This is a genomic window from Ectothiorhodospira lacustris, assembly GCF_022227845.1.
GTDB classification, from domain to species: domain Bacteria; phylum Pseudomonadota; class Gammaproteobacteria; order Ectothiorhodospirales; family Ectothiorhodospiraceae; genus Ectothiorhodospira; species Ectothiorhodospira lacustris.
This window is the reverse complement of the sequence record NZ_JAJNQN010000004.1, coordinates 34,653-56,249: the sequence shown is the minus strand read 5'-3', so window position 1 is coordinate 56,249 and position 21,597 is coordinate 34,653. Positions and strand designations below refer to the sequence as shown.

Annotated in this window: 16 protein-coding genes; 5 read left to right on the top strand and 11 right to left on the bottom strand. The window is 62.0% G+C overall.

The annotated features are described in order from the left end of the window. Positions 1 to 6: 6 nt before the first annotated feature. From LQ956_RS04600 to LQ956_RS04560, 9 genes are all read right to left on the bottom strand, one after another. Positions 7 to 207: a hypothetical protein gene (locus LQ956_RS04600; RefSeq protein ID WP_238622527.1), complete on the bottom strand. Its 201-nt coding sequence runs from the start codon at positions 205 to 207 to the stop codon at positions 7 to 9. Continuing rightward, positions 204 to 794, bottom strand: a complete 591-nt coding sequence (locus LQ956_RS04595) for an electron transport complex protein RnfA (RefSeq protein WP_008932382.1) — start codon at positions 792 to 794, stop codon at positions 204 to 206. Before LQ956_RS04595 ends, LQ956_RS04600 begins: the two co-directional genes overlap by 4 nt. Continuing rightward, on the bottom strand, positions 784 to 1,443 hold the full coding sequence (gene rsxE, locus LQ956_RS04590; RefSeq protein WP_238622526.1) for an electron transport complex subunit RsxE: 660 nt from the start codon (positions 1,441 to 1,443) through the stop codon (positions 784 to 786). Before rsxE ends, LQ956_RS04595 begins: the two co-directional genes overlap by 11 nt. A 2-nt stretch (positions 1,444 to 1,445) precedes the next feature. Beyond that, positions 1,446 to 2,135: an RnfABCDGE type electron transport complex subunit G gene (locus LQ956_RS04585; RefSeq protein ID WP_238622525.1), complete on the bottom strand. Its 690-nt coding sequence runs from the start codon at positions 2,133 to 2,135 to the stop codon at positions 1,446 to 1,448. Continuing rightward, a complete protein-coding gene (locus tag LQ956_RS04580; protein ID WP_238622524.1) occupies positions 2,132 to 3,154 on the bottom strand; it encodes an RnfABCDGE type electron transport complex subunit D in 1,023 nt (340 codons plus the stop codon). The genes LQ956_RS04585 and LQ956_RS04580 overlap by 4 nt, the downstream gene beginning before the upstream one ends. Beyond that, positions 3,151 to 4,488 (bottom strand): electron transport complex subunit RsxC, encoded by a 1,338-nt coding sequence (gene rsxC, locus LQ956_RS04575; RefSeq protein WP_238622523.1) that lies wholly within the window; start codon positions 4,486 to 4,488, stop codon positions 3,151 to 3,153. Before rsxC ends, LQ956_RS04580 begins: the two co-directional genes overlap by 4 nt. Positions 4,489 to 4,490: 2 nt before the next feature. Further along, complete coding sequence (locus tag LQ956_RS04570; protein ID WP_238622522.1) at positions 4,491 to 9,512, bottom strand: 2-oxoacid:acceptor oxidoreductase family protein; 5,022 nt, start codon at positions 9,510 to 9,512, stop codon at positions 4,491 to 4,493. 131 nt (positions 9,513 to 9,643) lie between these two features. Further along, positions 9,644 to 10,537, bottom strand: coding sequence for an RnfABCDGE type electron transport complex subunit B (locus tag LQ956_RS04565; RefSeq protein WP_347402067.1), 894 nt, complete (start codon positions 10,535 to 10,537; stop codon positions 9,644 to 9,646). Positions 10,538 to 10,890: 353 nt separating this feature from the next. Further along, complete coding sequence (locus tag LQ956_RS04560) at positions 10,891 to 11,331, bottom strand: DUF1841 family protein (RefSeq protein WP_238622521.1); 441 nt, start codon at positions 11,329 to 11,331, stop codon at positions 10,891 to 10,893. 190 nt (positions 11,332 to 11,521) lie between these two features. On the opposite strand from LQ956_RS04560, the gene LQ956_RS04555 reads away from it, so the two are divergent. The 5 genes from LQ956_RS04555 (at position 11,522) to LQ956_RS04535 (ending at position 20,207) form a co-directional block, all read left to right on the top strand. Beyond that, entirely contained in the window at positions 11,522 to 12,037 is a 516-nt protein-coding gene (locus LQ956_RS04555; protein WP_238629619.1) for a YfiR family protein, read from the top strand. Continuing rightward, positions 12,034 to 14,391, top strand: coding sequence for an ATP-binding protein (locus tag LQ956_RS04550; protein WP_238629620.1), 2,358 nt, complete (start codon positions 12,034 to 12,036; stop codon positions 14,389 to 14,391). Before LQ956_RS04555 ends, LQ956_RS04550 begins: the two co-directional genes overlap by 4 nt. Further along, positions 14,388 to 16,472 carry an EAL domain-containing response regulator gene (locus LQ956_RS04545; protein ID WP_238629621.1) on the top strand — a complete coding sequence of 695 codons (2,085 nt, stop codon included), beginning with the start codon at positions 14,388 to 14,390 and terminating at the stop codon, positions 16,470 to 16,472. The genes LQ956_RS04550 and LQ956_RS04545 overlap by 4 nt, the downstream gene beginning before the upstream one ends. Before the next feature lie 74 nt (positions 16,473 to 16,546). Continuing rightward, the gene (locus LQ956_RS04540; protein WP_238630364.1) at positions 16,547 to 18,583 is read left to right on the top strand and encodes a TonB-dependent receptor plug domain-containing protein; all 2,037 of its coding nucleotides are present in this window, start codon (positions 16,547 to 16,549) and stop codon (positions 18,581 to 18,583) included. 118 nt (positions 18,584 to 18,701) lie between these two features. Beyond that, complete coding sequence (locus LQ956_RS04535) at positions 18,702 to 20,207, top strand: alkaline phosphatase (protein WP_238629623.1); 1,506 nt, start codon at positions 18,702 to 18,704, stop codon at positions 20,205 to 20,207. Positions 20,208 to 20,437: 230 nt separating this feature from the next. Here LQ956_RS04535 and LQ956_RS04530 read toward each other — a convergent pair whose 3' ends face one another. Beyond that, positions 20,438 to 21,160 carry a GGDEF domain-containing protein gene (locus tag LQ956_RS04530; protein ID WP_238623324.1) on the bottom strand — a complete coding sequence of 241 codons (723 nt, stop codon included), beginning with the start codon at positions 21,158 to 21,160 and terminating at the stop codon, positions 20,438 to 20,440. A gap of 28 nt (positions 21,161 to 21,188) precedes the next feature. Further along, entirely contained in the window at positions 21,189 to 21,581 is a 393-nt protein-coding gene (locus LQ956_RS04525; protein WP_238623323.1) for a DUF1987 domain-containing protein, read from the bottom strand. Positions 21,582 to 21,597 lie beyond the last annotated feature (16 nt).

The window sequence follows — 21,597 nt, the reverse complement described above, 5'->3', positions numbered from 1 at the left end:
ACGGAGTCAGTGAGCGTCCCGCACTGCCTGACGACGCTTGCTACAGGGCGAGCCGCAACCGCACTGCCCCGTACCGCAGCCCCCCCCTTCCCGGAACGGCCCCAGCTCCGGGTGACGCCGGGCCAGGCGGCGGGCCGCCGCCTGCACCAGCACCCAGCCGGCAAACATCAGGAAGATCAGGCCCACCGCCAGCAGATAGGTCATCATGCCGTGCTGCCGCCCAGGCCTGCAAAGCCCATGAAGGCCAGGGACAGGATCCCCGCCAGCATCAGACTCATGGCCGCGCCCCGGGCGATGGCCGGCACATCCGCCAGTTCCAGCTTCTCTCGTAGCCCCGCCATCAACACGATGGCAATAATGAAGCCCGCGCCGGCCCCCAGGCTGTACACCAGGGACTGGCTGAAGCTGTACTCATAGTTGGTCTGGAACAGGGCCACACCCAGGATGGCGCAGTTGGTGGTGATCAGGGGCAGGAAGATCCCCAGCGCCCGGTACAGGGGCGGACTGAACTTCTTGATGGTCATCTCCACCAGTTGCACCGCCGAGGCGATCACCGCGATATAGGCGATCAGGCGCAGGAACTCCAGATTGAAGTACAGCAAAAACTCATTGATCAGCCAGGCCGACACCGAGCTGATCAGCATCACGAAGGCGGTGGCCAGCCCCATGGAGAAGGCCGTGCTGATCTTGCCGGAGACCCCCAGCAGGGGGCAGATCCCCAGAAACAGGGCCAGCACGAAGTTATTGATGATGGCCGCATTCAAAAAGATGTAGGTCAGTGAATCAGCGTGCATGGACACCCGCCTCCCCGGCGTCGGCCGTCTTCTGTTTGAGCTGCCGCTCCTTGACCCAGGCGAACAGAAGCAGCCAGGCCCCCAGGACGAAGAAACCACCCGGCGGCAGCAGCATGATGATCCAGGGCTCGAACCCTTCACCGAACACCGGAATGCCCAGCAACGTACCGGCCCCCAGCAGTTCACGCACCGAACCCAGGCACAGCAGGGCGATGGTAAAGCCGATGCCCATGCCCAACGAGTTCACCACGGTGGTGCTCACCCGGTTGCGGGAGGCAAACGCCTCGGCCCGGCCCAGGATCATGCAGTTGGCCACGATGAGCTGGATAAAGGCGCCCAGGGCCTGATAGATCTCCAGGCTGATGGCATGGATCAGATAGTCCACCACGGTCACGAAGGTGGCGATGATCACGATATAGGACGCGATGCGCACTTCCTTGGGGATGTGCCGGCGCAATAGCGCCACCAGGGCGGTGGAGCACAGCAGCACGAAGGTGGTGGCCAGCCCCATGGCCAGGGCGTTGACCACGGAGTTGGTCACCGCCAGCACGGGACACATGCCCAGCAGCATGACGAACACCGGATTCTCCCGCCAGAGACCGATCAGAAAGGTATCCAGGGTGATGGGTTTTTCGGTATTGGCCGCCATGTTCAGGCGCCTCCTTCAAGCACGGTCCAGTAGGGCACCAGTCGCGGCAGCACTGTATCGGCACTGTCGCTCAGCATGCGTCCGATGGCATTGGCGGAGATGGTGGCCCCGGTGATGCCGTCGATCTCCCAGGGCTGTTCCTTGTGGCCCTGCTTCACCGTGACGATGGCATTGGCCAGGCCGGTGCCGGTCGGATTGAGTCGGGCATCCAGACGCTCGAAGTTGGCCACGAAACGGGCATCGGTCTCGATCTTGTCGCCCAGCCCGGGGGTTTCCCGGGTCTCCAGTACGGTCATGCCGATAATGCATTCACAGGACGGATCATAGCCGTAGAGGACGCGGATCACGTCTGCATAGCCGCGGGCCGAGGCCTGCAGTGCAATGCCCCGCAGACTGCCCTCGGCATCGTAGGCGGCAAACACCCGCTGCCCGGGTGCCGGGGCCTCGGCGGCCGGGAACAGGCCCTCGGCGGTGAGCACGTAGTCCTGACGGGACACCGCGCCGGGCACCACCTGGAATACAGCGGCCTCCAGGGCGCGCCGCTGGTTTTCCTCGATATAGGGTTTGGTGAACTCGAACACGCTCACCACCAGCAATCCCGAAAACAGGGCGATCAATCCCAGGGTGCCCACCAGCCTGAAGCTGGAGGTGGGCGCTGGGCGGGCCACGGAAGAAGTCTGGGTCGTACTCATGCCGCGTCCCTCCGCTTGCGACTGCCGTAGGGCCTGGGCTGGGTGATGCGTTCGATCAGCGGTGCCACCGCGTTACCCAGCAAGATGGCGTACATGATGCCTTCCGGCAGACCGCCGAAGAACCGGATGATCACCGCCAGGAAACCGATCAGGATGCCGTAGATCCAGATCCCCGACCGGGTAATGGGCGAAGCCACCATGTCACTGGCCATGAACATCGCGCCCAGCATCAGACCACCGGAGAGCAACACGAACCAGGGTGTGGGGTAAAACGCGGGATCCATCCAGTAGAACACCGAGGCGGTGACAAAGGCGCTGCCCAGCACTGCGGCCGGGATACGCCAGTTCATCATGCCCCGGGCGATCAGGTAGAGGCCGCAGAGCAGGATCAGGATGGCCGAGGTCTCGCCCACGGAACCCGGCGTCATGCCGGTGAACAGGGACCAGGCATCCGCATGGATACCGTCGAACTTCCACTGGGCCAAGGGCGTAGCCGCCGTCCAGGCATCCACCGGCGCCGGCGTGGTGAAGGGCATGGCCAGGGTGGACGGCAGGAACTCGGTGAAGCGGTCCGGATGACCCGGCACCGTCCAGGTGGAGACGGAAACCGGGAAGGCCGCCTGGGCAAACGCCCGCCCCACCAGGGCCGGGTTGAACAGGTTATACCCCATGCCGCCGAACATGACCTTGGCCAATGAAATACCGATGAAACCGGACAGGGCGGCCATCCACAGGGGGAAGGATGGCGGCAGGGTCAGGGCCAGCAGCAGGCCGGTGATGACGGCGCTGAAATCGGACACGCTGGTGCGCTTGCCCGAGAGCTTGGCGAACAGGTGCTCGGTCAGGACGCAGGTCACCGTGGCAGTGATCATCAGCGCCAGGGCGCTGATGCCGAAGTGATAGACCGAAAAGGCGCAGATGGGCAGGAGGGCATAGGTGACGTGGCGCATGATCTGCTCCACGCTGCCCGCCTGCTTCAGGTGCGGCGAGGTCTTGAGTTCGATTTTCAGCGGGGTCACTTGAGGCGCTCCCGGTTCAGGGACTTGGCGATGCGGAAGTACTGCACCAGAGGGATATTGGAGGGGCACACATAGCTGCAGCAGCCGCACTCAAAGCAGTCATTGAGATGGTAGCGCTCCTCCATCACCTCGTACTGGCGCACGGCGGCCAGCTTGCCCAGGTCCGAGGGGTTCAGTCCCACCGGACAGGCCTCCACACAGCGTCCGCAGCGGATGCAGGGCTGCATGCGAGTGTCCTCCGCCTCGGGATCGGGCAGCACCACCACGCCGGACACCCCCTTGGTGACGGGCACGTCCAGGGATGAGACGGTATTGCCCATCATGGGGCCACCCAGGATGATGTGGCTGGCGTCACTGCCCGTGAAACCCACGTGCTGCAACAGATAGCGCAGCGGGGTACCGATGGGTACCCGGTAATTCCCCGGACGGGTGATGCCGGGACCGGCCACGGTCACCACGCGCTCCACCAGACCCTCGCCCCGGGGCAGCAGGGTACCCAGCTGAGCCATGGTGCCCACGTTGTTGACCACCACCCCGATGTGGTACGGGAAATGTCCGGAGGGCACCTCCCGCTTGAGCAGGGCCTTGATGAGCATCTTCTCCGAACCCTGGGGGTATTTACTCCGGACCTTGCCCACGGAGATGGGGCCTTCCTTGTCCAGCCGGGCCTGCAGGGCCTCGATGGCGTCGGGTTTGTCATCCTCCACCCCGATGACGGCACGGGTGGCCCCCACGGCCTTCATGGCGATACGGATACCGACGATCACCGCATCGGTCTGTTCCAGCATGATGCGGTGATCGGCACTGAGATAGGGCTCGCACTCGCAGCCATTGATCACCAAGGTATCGATGTCGAAGCCATCCGGCACCGACAGCTTCATGTGGGTCGGAAACGCCGCCCCGCCCTGCCCCACCAGGCCGATTTCCTGAATCGCCTGGATCAGTTGCGGGCGGTTGAGCCGTTCCAGATCCCGGGGCCGGGACCAGTGAATGGCCTGACTGTCACCGGGCGCGGTACGGATCAGGATGGATTCGGTCTTGGGTCCTCTGGCCGTAGGCATGAGTTCGATCCCCTCCACCACCCCGGTCACCGGGGCATGCAAGGTCACGGACTCAAAACCATCCGCCTCGGCGATGGGCTGCCCTCGCAGCACCTCTTGGTGCTTGAGCACCAAGGGTCGGGAGGGCCGGCCGAAGTGCTGCTGCAGGGGTATCACCATACGGGGTGCAAAGGGCAACCGACGAATGGGCTTGCCACGGGTGTCTTCCTTCAACCCGGGGGGATGGACCCCCCGGGGGAAGGTGAGCCCCGTCAGAAATGACAGGATGCCCATGGTCAGTTGAACTTCAGGGCCCGCTTCATCAGCTTTTCAGCATCGGGCTCGTTGGGGTTGAAGGGGGTGCCCGGATGCACCGCCATCACGGTGCATTTCTCGGCGGCCCGCACGATGTCCTTGTACGGCGCCCCCTGGGGATTGGTCACCACTGCCTGGCGGTTGTCGTCATAGACAAACACCCCGGGCGCGATCTGCACACACTCGTCGCAGGCGGTGCATTCGGTGGTTTCCACCCAGACCGGTTCGTATTCCAGCCCGTTGCCCTGAGCCGCATGGCCGTTGCCGTTGCCGTTGCCGTTGCTGCCATTGACCGACGCTGCCGACACGGCGGGGGCCGGTGCCGTCGGGGCGGCGGGAATCACCACCGGTGCAGGCGCGGGTGCCTGCAGGGTATCCGCCAGCTTCGCGGCGCCCTCGCCGCTGACCAGGGACAATAGGGCACTGGACAGACGCTGGGCCATGTCGGCGCGGGTCTGGGCCGCCACGGCGTCCACGTCCACCACCTCGTGATCCAGACCCAGCAGGCCCTTGAGCTGATGCCAGAACTCCAGACGTTCTTCGGCGGACAGCACCAGTTCCTCGGACACCAGCACCCGGGTCAGGCGGTTCTTGGCATCCACGGCCCAGATGTAAGGGAAACGACCTTCCCGCTCATCCTCGGACAACTGCAGGAACTCGGCCATGGGCACCATGTCGTCGTTCCAGGTCTCCACCGGGGCCTTGCGGAAGTGCTTGCGGAAGCGACCTTCGGTCAGGGCGAAGTCGGCGAAGGTCATGGGCAGTTCCATGGTGGCCTGGCTACCGTCCTCTTCCTGATACGTCAGGGTGTAGGTGGGCCAGTCCTGATCGATGGCCGGGTTGCCTTCCAGGGTGCAGCATTCGCGGAAGGTCACACCCTTGTCCGGGTTGTAGCGGAACAACGGATAGGCACGGGACTCTACCGCCAGTTTCGACTGGGCGAAGGCCACGTCATCACCCACCCCATGCTCCGGCGGGCATACGGCATAGACGTTGAACAGGGCCGGACGACGGGCGTTGAGACCCTCGATGAAGCTCTCCAGCAGGTGGGTCACATGGGAGATGGCACCCTGCATCACGTAGCTGGTGCGGTGGGCCAGGCCGATCAGGCTGATCTCCTTGCGGATCTCTTCCTTGCCTTTCCAGGCCTTGCCGTAGGGGGCCATGTCGGACACCTGGCTGACGAAACCGGAGGTACAGGCCTGGCCACCGGTGTTGGAGTACACCTGGGTATCCACCACCAGCACCTTGATGGGCATGCCCGACATCAGGGCACGGGACAGGTTCTGGAAGCCGATGTCGTACATGGCACCGTCGCCGCCGATCCCCACTACCGGCGGGCAGAGGTGGAATTCTTCGTCGCTGAACTGCTCCCAGTTGAACTGGGCGAAGAAGGGCTCATGCTCCACCGGATTGTAGGTGCCGGCCAGCTCCAGCTCCGCCATGCGGATGGCCTTGAAGCCGTCGGCCATCTTGGCCATATGGCCTTCGAAAATGCCCATGGCCATGGACGGGGTGTCCTGGAACAGATGGCTGGCCCAGGGGAACGGGTACGGGCTGTAGGGGAAGGTGGAACCCCATACGGAGGTACAACCGGTGGCGTTGATGACGCCCATCTCGGTGCGACCACGGCCGGATGGGCCCTCCAGATAACGCCAGCGCAGATCCTTGAGCCTGGCCAGCACGCCGGTAATCCACTGCAACCAGTCCGGATCGACGGTATGGCTACCGCCGGCATCCAGGGCGGTGGACAGGCGGGCCAGGGTCAGGTCCTTGTCGGCATGCTCACCGATCACCTGATTGACGGCCTGGACGTTGGACAGGTCCATGCCTTCCGCCAGCTTCAGACGCACATGCTGTTCCAGACGGCCGATGAGGTCATCCAGCTTCTTGAGCTGAGCCTTGACGCGGGGCTGCATCAGGGCGGTCACGGTGGCGGTGAACAGATGCACGGTGGTCTTTTCGCCGCAGCCCAGGCAGGCGGAGTCGCCGCAGTTCATGGAGCCGTAGGCCTTCTTATCCAGCAGCAGAGTTTCCAGGGCGCCGATGCCCTCATCCAGGTCCTCGATGCGGATATAGTCCGGACGGGTGGTGGGCAGATCCATCCAGAGGTCCCAGTTGCGGCGCATGGTGTCCACGCTTTCCGGGGTCTGCGGGGTCACCACCAGGGCCTCGTCCTCACAGATGCGCACGCACTCCATGCAGCCCTTGCAGGTGTAGGGATTGAGGGTCAGGGAGAACAGACCGCCGCTGCCCTTGGTGCGCTTTTCCATGGCACTGAAGAAGGGGCGGGTGGCGGCGAACTGGAAGTCGCCGATGGACTCCTTGAGCCAGCCCAGTTCCTTTTCCAGACGGGTCTTGTCGTCGCCCTGCAGGTCGGTCTCGGCCAGCAGATGGGTAATGGCAAAATCCAGCTCGGCGCGCACGTCGGCACCGTCACCGGCCTGGGTCAGGGCATTACGCAGGCGCTTTTCCAGGTCACGTACGGCACGGCGCAGGTGACGGGTGGGCTTGCCGCCGATCTCGATACGACGCACGGCGGTTTCGAACACTTCGCCCAGGGTATGGACCAGGCCGGGAATGGCACTGTCGGGGCAGACGGTATAGCAGTCGCCGCAGGCAGTGCACTTCTCCGGCAGCCACTCCGGATAGTCGAAGCGGATCTGGGTCATGTCGCGGAAGATGCCGGTGGAAGCCGGAATCAGAGACATGCCGATGAAGGGGTCCGCCAGATTGTCATTGCCCTGACCGGAGAGATAGAAGCTGCCGGTCTGTTCCCAGAAGCGATGGATGTCGCCGGAGGCACTCAGAGACTGAGGCATGCGTTTGAGCATCACCGGCATTTCCGGGGCGCTGCGATCCACCAGGGCTGCCAGGTTGTCGGTGGTGGGCTGCTTCTCGGTGATCTCCACCAGTTCGTCGAAACCACGCCGCACCACGCGCAGGTTGTCCTGCACCACACGGGCACCCTTGCCGCCGAACTTCTCCTGCAACTGGTCTTCGATGGCCTTGAACAGGGTCTGCTCGGTGAGGTTCTTGCGCTGCATCACCGGGGAGGCGGCGAAGAAGGCACCCTGGAAGGCGATGCCCTGCATGCGGAACTGCAGGTCCGCATTGGAGGCCTCGTCACGGGCGATCTTGAAGGCGTCCAGGTAGAAGACGCGGATCTCATTGTCACGAATATAGCGCTGGGCCGCCGGCGGGAAACTGCGCCACACCGCCTCCGGGTTCTCCAGGGAAGACTGAATGATGAACACGCCGCCCTTGTTCAGACCGGACAGGGGATCGGAGTGATCGAACACGTTGGGATCGGGGGACAGCACCACGTCCACCTGCTTGAGCTCGTTGCTGACGCGGATGGGCTCCGGCGCCGCAGCCAGGTAGTAGGTAGTAGGCTGGCCCTTCTTCTCGGAACCGTACTTGGGGTTGGCCTTGATGTGGAAGTCCAGCAGGTCGAACAGGGTCATGGCCAGGTTCTTACCGGTGGTCATGGCGCCCCAACCACCCACGGAGTGCAGACGCACTGCGATGGCACCATCAGGCATCAGGCTCGGGTTCTCGGACCCCCGCAGGGCCATGCTCTTGATGTTTGGATAGGCCTCCAGCAGGGCCTGCTGATGCAGTTCCTGCTTGGGGCTGGCGGCCTGATCACGAATGAAGTCCACCGACAGATAGAAGAAGGTGCGCTTGCCGCCCTCGGGCAGCATGTTTTCCACTGCGGCGATCAGTCCTTCGGGCTGCAGATCGCGGGAACCCAGGCCGTAAGCGCCGGAGTACAGGCGCGGGATGTCGCCGTTGCGATCAAAGGCCGGATAATCGGAATACGGCTTGGCCTCGCCCTTGCCGGCCAGGCCGTTCTCGATGGCCTTGCCCAGGGCGGAACGGGTCTCGCGCATCAGCGGCAGGTCTTCCGCCAGGGGCTGGTCGGTCCGCTCCAGCACGGCCACGCCCTTGCGGCCCTTGAGCAGGGCGGCCAGCAGGGCACCGGGGAAGGGACGGAACATGGTGATGTTCACCACACCCAGCTTGATGCCGCGGGTTTCACGCAGGTGGTCGGCCACGGCCTCGGCAGTGGCCACCATGCTGCCCTGCCCCACGATCAGGTACTCGGCGTCGTCGGTACGATAGCCGGAGGCACGGGCATAGCGGCGACCGGTGAGCTGATAGAACTCTTCCATGCACTGATCGGTGAGTTCGGCCACATGATCGTAGAAGTAGGGCCGCTGGGCCGCCACCTGCTGCATGTAGGCATCCTGGTTCTGCAGGGCACCGGAGACCATGGGGTTGTCCACGTCCCAGGTGGCGGGGATGCGACGACGCTTCTCACCGAAGACCATCTTCTGGGCCGGGGTCGGGCACTCGATCATGTCATCAGGGCGGCCCAGGAACTCGGCGATCAGCGCCCGTTCCGGTACCTTCATGGACTCGATCAGATGGGTAGTGAGGAAGCCGTCCTGACCGACGATACCGGGATTCAGGGCCAGCTCGGCCACCTTGTGGGAGATGATGTTCAAGTCAGCCGCTTCCTGAGCATTCTTGGCGAAGACCTGGAAGAAGCCGGTGTCGTCCACGCAGTGGTAGTCATCGTGGGAGGCGTGCACATTCAGCGCCGCCTTGGTGATGGCACGGCAGCCGATATTCAGGATATAGGGCAGACGCTTGCCGGCGGCGGCATACAGGGACTCGTGCATGAACGCCACGCCCTGGGCCGAGGAGAAATTGATGGCCCGCATACCGGTCATGGCCAGACCGGCCGTCACGGCGGCGGCGGCATGCTCGGATTCCGGTTCGATGAACACCAGGGAGCGACCGGAGATGTTGATATGGCCATTGGACACCTCTTCGGCCCACATCTCACCCATCTGCGTGGACGGGGTGATGGGGTAGGCCCCCGCCGCATCCGAAGACTCACGTTCGCAATAGATAACGGCCGTATTGCCGTCCAGGGCCGCACGGGTACCCTGGTACTTGAAGTCCTGCGATGACTTGCGCTTGAACAGCATGTCGTTTCTCTCCTGCCGGCTCATGGGCCGTCACGTTTTTGTAATCGGTATCTGCGCTTTCCATGCGGGGATGCCAAAGAGCCGATCGACGGCATGTCGACCGGCGAGCCCTGAAGCTGCCGAGCGTGCGGTCAGACGCGCGGCAGGGGCTCCATGCGTGGCAATGGTTCCTTGCGGGTGACTTTGCGGGCGCCCGCCCCCTTGCGGGGCGCCTGCCCTTCCAGCCAGACAATGGCCCCCGTGGGGCAGCGCTGGATGGCCACGGGAGAGGCCAGGGCATTCTTGGTGTAATCGATGACGGCCAGGTTGGCGTCCATCCGGATCAGACCCTCCGGCGCATCGGCGGCGCAGCGGCCGCAGGCGGTGCAGACCACCTGGCAATGGGCCATGGCCTCATCCTGGAGGTCTTTATTGAGGCAGGCCACCCAGAGGCGATGACTTTCCGGCTGCAGGCTGAACAAACTCTTCGGGCAGACATCCACGCAATCGCCGCAACCGGTGCAGTGGACCGGATCCACCACGGGAAGACCATGACGATCCAGGCGAATGGCATCGAAATCGCAAACGACTTCGCAATCCCCCAAGCCCAGACAGCCCCAGCTGCAACCCTTGCCGCCCCCGGACACCAGGGCGGCAGCACGGCAGGACTTGAGGCCTTGGTAGCGGGCGCGGGTGGCGGCCACATGAGAGCCGCCGGCACAGGCCAGGCGGGCGATGCGGCGCTCATGGCTGCCCAGGGCCACGCCCAGCATGTCGGCGATCTGCTGATTCATGTCGTTGGAATTCACCGTGCAGCGCGCCGGTTCCAGACGACCTTCCAGCAGGGCCTCGGCAAACGGGCGACAGCCGGCGACACCGCAGGCCCCGCAGTTGGCACGCGGCAACAGGTCCTCCAGCTGATCGATGCGCGGGTCTTCAAAGACGTAGAGACGCCGATTGGCAATGGCCAGAATACCGGCCAGGAGCACCCCCAGACCGGCCATGAAACCGCTTGCCAGCGCAATTTGCAGGATCGGAGAAGTCACAGTGAACACATTTCTTAGTTAATAACCAGGTTTTTGTGCAGTGAACAATTGATGACAAAACGTACATTGCGGGGCTGGTCGGGTCAAGCGGATTAGGGGCCAAAGGCGACGAAAAATCGCTACTCCGGGTGAGAGTTTGCGAATTCACAAGGGTTGCAGTGATATTTCGCAACCGGTCATGAGGGCTATAAACTCAGTTTCTACAGGGAGATACGGCTTGACCGGTTCTCATTCACCCAGGATCACCCCGGCAAGGCGTGCCTTCCGAGCCGGGCGGGGCATGTGCCGCGGATTCATGTGACGTGCCGAAAAAATTGTCTACATCCTACCCCCGGAATGCCCGGCAGCAGGGTTCAAGCCGAAGTACCGCCCGCTGCCCGACGAAGGCATTCCAGATAGCCGGCCTCATCCGGTGCCCTGCCGAAACGCTGCGCCTCCCACAGGGCTTGGCCGAGACAGTCCATCATGACGTGTTCCGCCTCCAGGGGGCCGAGTCGGGGCAGCAATCGCTCGAAGACCGTGCGAATACCCTGCGGACGGTCCGTGGCCACCTGATCCCGGATGGCCAGGTGCATGCCCATGTGCAGGAAGGGATTGACCGCCCCCTGCTCCGGCGTGAACTCTGCCGCCAAGGCTGCCTCCGGCGCCTCCAGCATGGCCTGATACTCCGGGTGGTCCTGAATCACCCGGGCGACCTGTTGTTCCAGCGGCTGCAGGGGCTCACCGGCCCGGGATTTTTTCCAGGCCCGGCAATACATCTGTCTGAGTTGCTCTCGGCTCTGGTTGGCAAACATGACTGGGACCCGGGCTGAAAGGGGGCTAAAGCCTATCGCCCCGGCCGGCTGCAGACAAGCGAGCGGGCTTGTCCTACACTGTTTCCCGTACTCAATAAGCCATGGCGGCGCCCCTCTTCGAAATGCTTACCTGGACACCATTCGAAGAAAGGACATGCGGTCTCATGCGGGCGACATACCGCAGATGAGAATGCTCGTCCCTTTTCTATTCCTTTATATCCCCTTCGTTTTCACACCCATCCAAAGCTCGGCGGGCAGCCCCTCCGAATACCAGCTCAAGGCAGCCTTTCTCTACAATTTCGCCCTGTTCACCGAATGGCCTGAGTACGTCGGGGATACCCTCAACCTTTGTGTCCATGGTCGCGACCCCTTCGACGAGTACCTGGCCAAGCTCGACCGACGCCGGGTGGGGACACGCCGGATCGTCACCCACCGCACCTCGACGCTGGCCGAGCTACCGAACTGCCAGGTGGTCTTTATCAGCCGAGCCGTCATCGGGCAACTGCCCCGGATACTGGATAGCGTACAGGGCTCACCGATACTGACGGTCGCCGACTCACCCGGCGCCGTGCAGCAGGGCGTGGCGCTCAACATGGTCACGCAGCACAACCGTATTGCCTTTGAAGCCAACCTGACGGCCGCTCGCTCACAGGGCCTGAATCTCAGTTCCAGACTGCTGCGCCTGGCGACGGTGGTGGAACAATGAAGCCCACCACGGCCCCGGAAAGTCGGCACCTCTCCCTGGCGGAGCGGCTGCGGCGCATCAACGGCACGGCGCTGGGGATCTCGGTCGCGATCATGGCCGTGATCACCATCCTCGGCGGATTGACCGTCAGCCTTCTCAGCCTGCTGGATGCCAATCGGGTCAAGACCAGGGTCCTGGCGGAAAATGCCGCCGCCAGCCTGATGTTCGATGACAACAAGGCCGCCCGGGACCTGCTCTCATCTCTGCGCCATTCCCCCGATGCCCGGGCGGCGGTGATCTACGACAGGAACGGCCGACCCTTCGCCCGCTATCAGCCCACTGCCGCTGTCCGGATCGATGACCCAGGGAAGCTGCGGGAGGACACGGACTATGGACTGACGGCGGTCAGACTGACCCAGCCGATCATCATGGAAGGCGAGGCTTTGGGGTCAATTCAGATCGTCATCGGCCTGCGATCACTCTACGTGCAGATGTTGGTACTGATCCTGATCACCGTACTGGCCGCGGCGCTGGCCCTGCTTGCCAGCCGGATGCTGATGACACGCCTGGGGGACAGGGTGATCCAGCCGGTATCGAATCTGACCGCCCTGATGAAACGCGTCACCCAGGACGCGGATCTCGGCGTCCGCGCCGGCACCAGCAATATCCATGAGATCAGCACCCTCGCGCAGGGCCTCAACAGCATGTTGGGCGAAATCCAGGAGCGGGACCGGCGTCTCGGCCGACAAAAGGAGCAACTGGAGGAAGACGTGGCGGCCCGAACCTACGAGTTGCTCCAGGCCAAGGAGGCCGCAGAAGCCGCCAACCGGGCCAAAAGTGAGTTTCTGGCCACCATGAGTCATGAGATCAGAACCCCGATGAACGGGGTACTGGGAATGACTGAACTGCTGCTGAACACACCGCTGGAAACCGCGCAGCGTCACTATGCCGAAACCGCCCTCCAGGCCAGCCGCCACCTGCTGGGGATCATTGACGATATCCTGGACTTCTCCAAGGCGGAGTCCGGTCATATGCAACTGGAGTCAGTGGACTTCGAACTGGTGACGCTGATCCAGGACAGCGCCCAGCTGTTCCAGGAACCGGCGGAGAGGAAAGGCCTGACGCTGTCCCTGCACTTCTCACCGACGGATCAGCCCCAGTGGTTTCAGGGCGACCCCCTGAGGCTTCGGCAAGTGGTGACCAATCTGCTGAGCAACGCCATCAAGTTCACAGACCAGGGGGAGATCCAGGTGTTTACCCGGATCAACAGGGTCCCCGGCCAGGCGGACTCGATCCATTTGCGAGTGAAAGACACCGGCATCGGGATTGCACCCGAGGCCAAGGACAGAATATTCAAGCGCTTCGCTCAGGCAGATGGATCAACCACCCGGCGCTATGGAGGAACCGGCCTGGGGCTGGCGATCTGCAGGCGTCTGGTGGAACTCATGGGGGGGGCCATCGACATGCATAGCGCCCCTGGACAAGGCTCAACATTTGTTGTCCACTTGAGGCTGCTGCGCAGCACCTGCTTCGGGAACCCGGAATCCATGCAGGAGAGCGGCGGGTCGCAGGAAGGGCGGGGCGATATCCGGCCTCTGGATGGGCATATCCTGTTGGCGGAAGACAATCCGGTCAATCAGCTGGTTGCCAAGGCCATGCTGGAACAACTGGGACTCCGGGTCAGCATTGCCAATAATGGAGAAGAGGCAGTGTCCATGCTGGATGCAATCAAGGCCGACCTGATCCTGATGGATTGCCGGATGCCGGTGATGGACGGCTATCAGGCGACCGCGGCGATACGCGGGGGACAGGCGCCGGGGCACCGGGAGGTACCCGTCATCGCACTGACCGCCAATGCCTCGGTGCGGGAGCAGCATCAGTGCCTTGCGGCCGGCATGCAGGCCTGCCTGCCGAAACCCTATACCCTCCAACAACTTTACAGCCTGCTGCAGCAATGGCTGCCCGCCGCCCGGACCGACCATGACCTGACACAGGCCCCTTTCGATCACCCCGATACCCCTTCGATGCTTCACCAGCCGGCCCTTGATGGACTGCTGCGCCTGGGCGGCGGCTCCGATCAGGACCTTCTGATGAAGGTATTCAAGGCCTATCTGGAAACATCCCTTCCACTGATTCGACAGATCGAAGAAGCCATGACCACGGGCGATGCCGAGGCCTTGCGCAGTGCCGCACATGCCTTGAAGTCCAGCTCGGGTAACGTAGGCGCCATGCGCCTGTCCGAGGTCTGCCGACAACTGGAAACCTGTGCCCGTGAAAACCCCATGGGCGTGACCGATGGTCTATCAACGGCATTCCGACAGGTTTCCCGTACAACCCTGAACGAAATCCGTGCCCGGGTACAGGCAGCCACATGAGCGACAGGGTCCGGATTCTGCTGGCTGACGACGACGTCACCACGCTCATGCTGATGACGACCGCCCTGGAAAAGGCCGGCTTCACCACCTGCATCGCGCAGAATGGCGAGCAGACACTGGCCGCGTTTGAACAGGCGCACTGCCACATGGTACTGCTGGATGTGGACATGCCCGACCTGGATGGCTTCGAGGTCTGTCAACGCCTGCGTCAGCAGGCCGGCGATGAGTTGCCCATCGTCATGGTCACCGGCATGGACGATGTAGGCTCCATCACCCGGGCTTTCGAGGTGGGCGCAACGGACTTCATTTCCAAGCCCATCCACTGGGACCTCATCGGACACCGGGTGAAGTACCTGTGGCGCGCTCACCTGACACGCCTGGACCTGCACCGGGCCAATGCCCGTAACGCCGCCATCCTGAGCGCACTACCGGACACCCTGTTCCGGCTTACCGATGACGGCATGGTGCTGGACAGGCTGGCCGGCCAGAACGACCATTCCCACCCCCCACCCGGTACACATCTGCAACAAAACCTGCCCGACGAGGTTTTCCAGTCCTATCTGGCCGCGGTCAAAAAGGCGCGTGAGGAAGGCGGTATGCAGTACGTCGAGTACACCCTGCAGGACCAGGATCGGTCCCTTCGCTACTTTGAAACCCGGATCGTGATCATCGACGACCAGGAAACGCTCTGCCTGGTCCGGGACATCACGGCCCGCAAGGAAGCCGACTCCGAAATATATCGGCTGGCCTACTTCGACACTCTGACAGGGTTGGCAAACCGCCGGCATCTCGTAGAACGCCTGGAGGGAGAGATCCGCCGGGCCGGAAACAGTCACTGTCAGCTGGGGGTGTTGTTCCTGGACCTGGATGGTTTCAAACACATCAACGATACCTTGGGCCATGCCACCGGCGACATGCTGCTGCAGCATGCCTCCCAGCGTCTACGCCTGGGAGTGCGTCCCACTGACACGGTGTCCCGTCCGGCGTTTGAATCCCGGGGAATCAATCTGGCCCGCCTGGGCGGTGATGAATTTACCGTGATCATTCCGGATATGGCCCACCCCGAAGATGCCCTGATGGTGGCCCACCGAATACAGGAACTCCTGCGCCGGCCGTTTTTTCTTGCGGGACGGGAAATGGTACTGACCGCCAGCATCGGCATCGCCGTGTATCCGGATGACGGCAAAGATGCCGATACCCTGATCAAGCACGCGGACACAGCCATGTACCACGCCAAGTCCCTGGGACGAAACAATACGCAATTTTACAGCCCGTCGCTCACCCATCAGGCCATGCGACGCATGAACATGGAATCGGACCTGCGCCGCGCCCTGGAAGCGGAAGAGTTTTTTCTCGTTTATCAACCGCAACTGGATCTGAACACAGGGCGCATCCTGTCCGTTGAGGCCCTGATCCGCTGGGCACATCCTCGGCAGGGAGTGGTCTCTCCCATGGAATTCATTCCCTTGGCGGAAGACAACGGGCTGATCATTCCCATCGGCGAATGGGTGTTACGCACGGCCTGCCGGGAGGCCGCAAGCTGGCACGACCAAGGCTATCCCCTGCAGGTCGCAGTGAATCTTTCACCGGTTCAGTTCAGAAATGGCACATTGATCAGTACCGTCCGGAATATTCTCCGGGACACGGGGCTCAAGGCCGGTTATCTGGAACTGGAAATCACGGAAAGCACCTTGATGGATGAGCGCGTTACAACGCTGCAGACCCTGCGCGAATTGCATGAACTGGGCCTGAAATTTTCCCTGGATGATTTCGGCACCGGCTATTCCTCAATGAGTTATCTCAAGCGACTGCCCTTGCATAATCTCAAGGTGGATCGCAGCTTCGTCAGCGGCTTGCCCCATGATAACGAGAGCCTGGCGATCATCAGGGCCATTATTTCTCTGGGGGAAAGCCTGGGTTTCACAGTCACCGCCGAAGGCGTTGAAACCATGGAACAGGCTCAAATGCTGAGCCGACAGTGCTGCCATACCCTGCAGGGTTATTACTTCAGTCAGCCGATTGCACCCGACCAAATTCCCGCACTGTTTGGCCGGAACTGGGATACCCATACGCTATCCTGATCATTCTGCGGCATGCGCCTTCCAACAGGACCCCCATCATGAGTGCGCACATCACGGGCAGACTGACACACTCAATGCAAAGCCTCTCCTGTGTACTCGTCCTGATGGTGCTCGGCTTCACCCTATCCTTGGTCCAGGCGGCAGACATCGAGCATTTCCTCGAACTCTCCCTGGAGGATCTCCTACAGCAGGAAGTGATTACAGTCAGTCGTCGATCACAGCGTCTGTCCGATGTCGCCGCTGCCGTGCATGTCATTACTGCCGAGGATATCCGGCGTTCGGGGGCGCGATCCCTGCCGGAGGTACTCCGCCTGGCCCCGGGGGTGGACGTTGCCCGCATCAGCGAGGATCGCTGGGCCATCTCCATTCGCAGCCACACCGAATACCTGTCCAACAAGCTCATGGTGCTGGTGGATGGCCGCAACGCCTATAGCCCGAGCTTTTCCGGCGTACTCTGGAACACCCTGCAGATTCCCCTTGAAAACATCGACCGCATCGAAGTCATCCGGGGCCCCGGGGGCGCGACCTGGGGCGTGAATGCCGTCAATGGGGTCATCAACATCATCACCCGCTCCTCCCATGCCATTCACGGCACCCTGATCAGCGCCGGGTACGGGGGTGACACCGGTCCGTTCGCCCTGTTGAGACAGGGGGGGCACTGGGGAGAAGACCGCAGTTTCAGCGTTTATCTGCAAAACCGTGAAGGTCGTGCCTCCCTGACGGAATCCGGTGATGATCACCATGACAAAGCGGATCACGTTTCGGCCGGTTTCCGCCTGGATGGAGATGAGCCGTTCGGCCGATGGATAGTGGCGGGGAATCTGTTTCGAGTCGACTCGGACGATATCGGTGTCGTCCGAGACCCCCTCTTCCCACCCACTTACCGGCGGGTGGAAACCATCACCGACCGTTTCTCCGGCATGGACGTGCAGGCCGGCCTGACCCGACAGACCTCGGAACAGTCAGAGATCAGGTTCAACGCCTCCTGGAGTTACTCCGATCTGGAAGCGGTCATGCTCGCGGACCAGCAGCAGCATATCGTGGACCTGGAGTTCCAACAGCGCCTGGATGTTCCCGATCGGCACACCATCACCTGGGGGGCTGGCTATCGCTGGTACGAAGACAGCATCTCCGGCGGCCTGACCACCCGCTTTGACCGGCCCGGGGAAACCCTCTACATCGCCAGCCTGTTTGCCCAGAATGAAGTCCTGCTGAATCAGGGACTGCGCCTGACCTTGGGTGGGCGCCTGGACCACAACAGTTACACAAGCACGGAATTCCAGCCGACGATCCGCATGCTGTGGAACATGACGCCCCGGCACAGCCTCTGGACGTCCCTGTCGCGCGCCAAACGTATCCCCTCCCGAGGCGAACGCACGGCGGACTACATCCTGACCGTGGCCCGTCCAGGCCAATACAGACTCGACCGACCCGTGGATGAATCTCTGGCGCACCTACCCATACAGGGCGAAGTACGCGGCCATGATGCATACGGCTCCGAGCGCCTGACAGCCTTCGAGGCAGGTTATCGGGGCCATCCCTCGCCTAATCTTTACCTGGATCTGACTGCCTTCGTGCATCGCTATGACAATCTCAGATCAGCCACGACGGAGACCGATCCCGACACCCTTTTGATGGGAGAAAACGAGGCGTACCTGATCTCACCCACACAGTTCATCAACACCGGTGAACTCACCGTGACGGGCATTGAGTTGGCGGGCGACTGGCGAGCCGGTGAGAAACTACGTTTTCAGCTCGCCTACAGCTACAACGACGTCGGTGAATTTACAGGCGGTGAACGCCTTTTTTCCAGCTTCATCCCCAGGCACATCGCGTCTTTGCGCAGCTCGTGGAACCTCAATCATCAGATGGACCTGGATCTGTGGATAAGATATGTGGGTCAACGCTACCAACGCTTTCTTGCTCCCCTGGATGCTTATACCACGATGGATATAAGGTTGGCCTGGCGGCCGCAGCAGAAGATAGAGCTGGCCCTGGTGGCCCAGAACCTGCTGGATTCCGAGCGCACGGAATATTATTCCCTGACACCCACCTTCCAGCCGGCACGGACCCGTCGCGGCCTCTACGGGCAAATCAGACTCGGTTTCTGAATAGCCGGAAACGGCGGCAGCGAGCGGCTTTTACACAATATTCACGCACGGCCAATCCCCGCTAAACATAGACACTTTAGATTCCTCGTGATCTTTTCACCAAATCACGAGGCAAGGTATGAACTTTCGTAAAAGTGCGCTTTCCTTAGCCGTGCTGACGGCGGCGTTATCGCTGCATGGCTGCTCCGACGACAATGACTCCGGCAACAATCAAGCCGAACAGAGTCCTCAGGCCAAAAATGTGATCCTCATGATCACCGACGGCGCCAGCTGGGGAACCTGGGACATGGCCAGCTACTGGGAATACGGGGAGAAAGGCAAACAGCCCTATGACCGGTTCGACGTCAAGCTCGGCATGATCACCCCGCCTCTGAACACTTCCAACACCCCCACCTTCACCGGCATTCCCCAGGTGACCTACGATCCGGAGCAGGCCTGGGACACCACCCCGGTGAATTCCACCACCGGCGGACGACCCAACCACTTCGCCGGTTACGAATATCTCAAGGAGGATTACACCGACTCCGCCGCCGCCGGCACCGTACTGGCCACCGGCCAAAAGACCTACAACAATGCTATCGACTACGATGACTTTGCCCAGCCCCTGACCTTCATCACCCAGGAAATTCGTGAGCAGGGCAAGGCCACCGGCGTGCTGAGCAGCGTGCCCTTCAGCCACGCCACCCCGGCGGCCTTCGGCGCCCAGAACATCAGTCGCAACAATTACGGTGAGATCGCCACCTTCATGGTGCAACGGGATCATCTGGACCTGATCATGGGTGGTGGCCACCCGGAGTATGACTCCAACGGACAGCCCAGATCCGAACCCCGTTATGCCAATGAGGTGGGCACCGGAGGTGGCTTCATCCCCCGCACCACCTGGGAAGGCCTACGCAACAGCACCGCCGGTGGTGCTCGCCCCTGGCAGCTGGTTGAGGACAAGTCGGACTTCGAGGCCCTGGCCGCTGGCACCCTGTCCTTGACGGCCGAGCGTCTGATCGGGATCCCCCGAGTCTATGACACCCTGCAGTACAACCGCTCCGAGGCCGTCATGGGCACCGACGCCGCCAACCCCAGCGGCGTGGCCTTCAACCTTAACGTTCCTTCCCTGGAAACCATGACCCGTGGTGCACTGAACTACCTGAGCCAGGATCCTGACGGCTTCTTCGTGATGATCGAAGGCGGCGCCGTGGACTGGGCCGCCCATGCCAACGATACTGCGCGCATCATCGAGGAGCAGGTGGATTTCAACCGTTCCGTGACCGCCGTGGTGGAGTGGGTGGAGCAGAACAGCAGTTGGGATGAGACTCTGGTCATCGTGCTCACCGACCATGGCAACGCCATGCCCATGGGGCCGGACTCCGACACCATCCCCTTCCAGCCCATCCAGAACAACGGCGCCGGCGTCCTCCCCGGCGTGCGCTGGCATTACGGCACCCACACCAACGAAAACACCCTGATGTTCGCCCACGGTGCCGGTGCCGAACATTTCTACGATCTGGTCATCGGGACGGACGCAGGACTGCGGGACATCATCGGTTTCAGCGACGGCCGCTACATCGATAACTCGGCCGTGCACCGGGTGATCTCCCGCGCTCTGAACTTGGAGCTCACCACGCCCTGATGCCGGGCTCGATCACGGACAGACCCCAGGGGATGCGGCCGGCTCGGGCCGCATCCCCTTTTTCAAGGAGGAAGGTGTACCAAAACCACGCAAGGAGAATCATGGTCACTATGGCTCACTTCCTTGGCCAATCTCGCCCTGCCACTCATTCCAGGAAGACGCCATGAAATTAAAGCAACCCCATACCTGTATGAATCTTTACTTGAAGCAAAGACACCCCAGGGTATCGATCAGCTCTGGGTGATGCAGTCCCCCACCACCTCGATACGATCCCGGCCGCTATGCTTGGCCCGGTAGAGGGCATCATCGGCGCAGATGTAGAGCCGGTCAAAAGAGGTTCCGGCTGCGGCAAAAGCGATGCCGAAGGAAGCCGTCACCCGAAGTCCGGGATGACCTTCCCGACGTACGGCACGAATGGCATCAGCAATACAGCCGGCACATCCCAGTGCCTTGCCGCCGATCTGCCCAGGCAAAATCACGGCAAACTCTTCTCCCCCCAATCGACCACACAGACCATTCTCCGGGGCCTGGATGCGCATGGCACCGGCCACGTCCTTCAGAATCCGGTCACCCACCGGGTGCCCATAGCGGTCATTGACCTGCTTGAAATGATCGATATCCAGGAGAATCAAGGCGATTCCCTGCACCGCCAGCAGGGCCTCCGCCTCGTCGATGAGGGTTTCCCGGTTGAGCAGGCCCGTGAGGCCGTCATGCCGGTTCCGGTAGGCCAGGCTGCGAGTCAGCTCCGTCAGGCGCCGATTCGCTCGGTTCAGTTCCCGCTCGGTGCGATCGGCATGATTGATAAGACGTCGCATGTCCCGGATGACCCGATCAAATTCCCGAATCAGCCCGTCCAGAGCGGCGCGATGGGCTTCGACATCCCGGCTTTCCATCGCTTGACGGGCACTTTCCAGAACCCGTATCTCTGCATCGAAAAGGTCTGGAGATTTCATGAGCCGTACCCGCTCGGAGTATCGTTGCTCATGGAGATTCGATGGCCAGCGTCCGGAAATCAATCTCCGGAAAATCCTCCGCCAGCTCTTGGCCAAACTCCAGCATGGTGTCATCCTCGGCGTCGTGGTACCAGTCCAGAGCCACTTGGTTACCGGCCTCCGCGGCGACATTGAGTTCATCCACCAGATTGAACAGCATCTTGGTGCTGGAACTGTTGAAATATCTGAGTTCGATGACCAAACGCACCGAGTCATTTTCCAGCGTGGCCAGAAACGCCTTCGTACGCAGCAGGATCTCGTGATAGAAACCCACCGCACTTTCGGGGTAGGACTCCCCGCGAAGACTCAGGCGACGGGCGGCAAAATCAAAATCCACCTCGGGGGTATTGCTGGAAGCAGGAATGTAGAGTCTGTGATCCATGTTGAAGCTCCTGCGT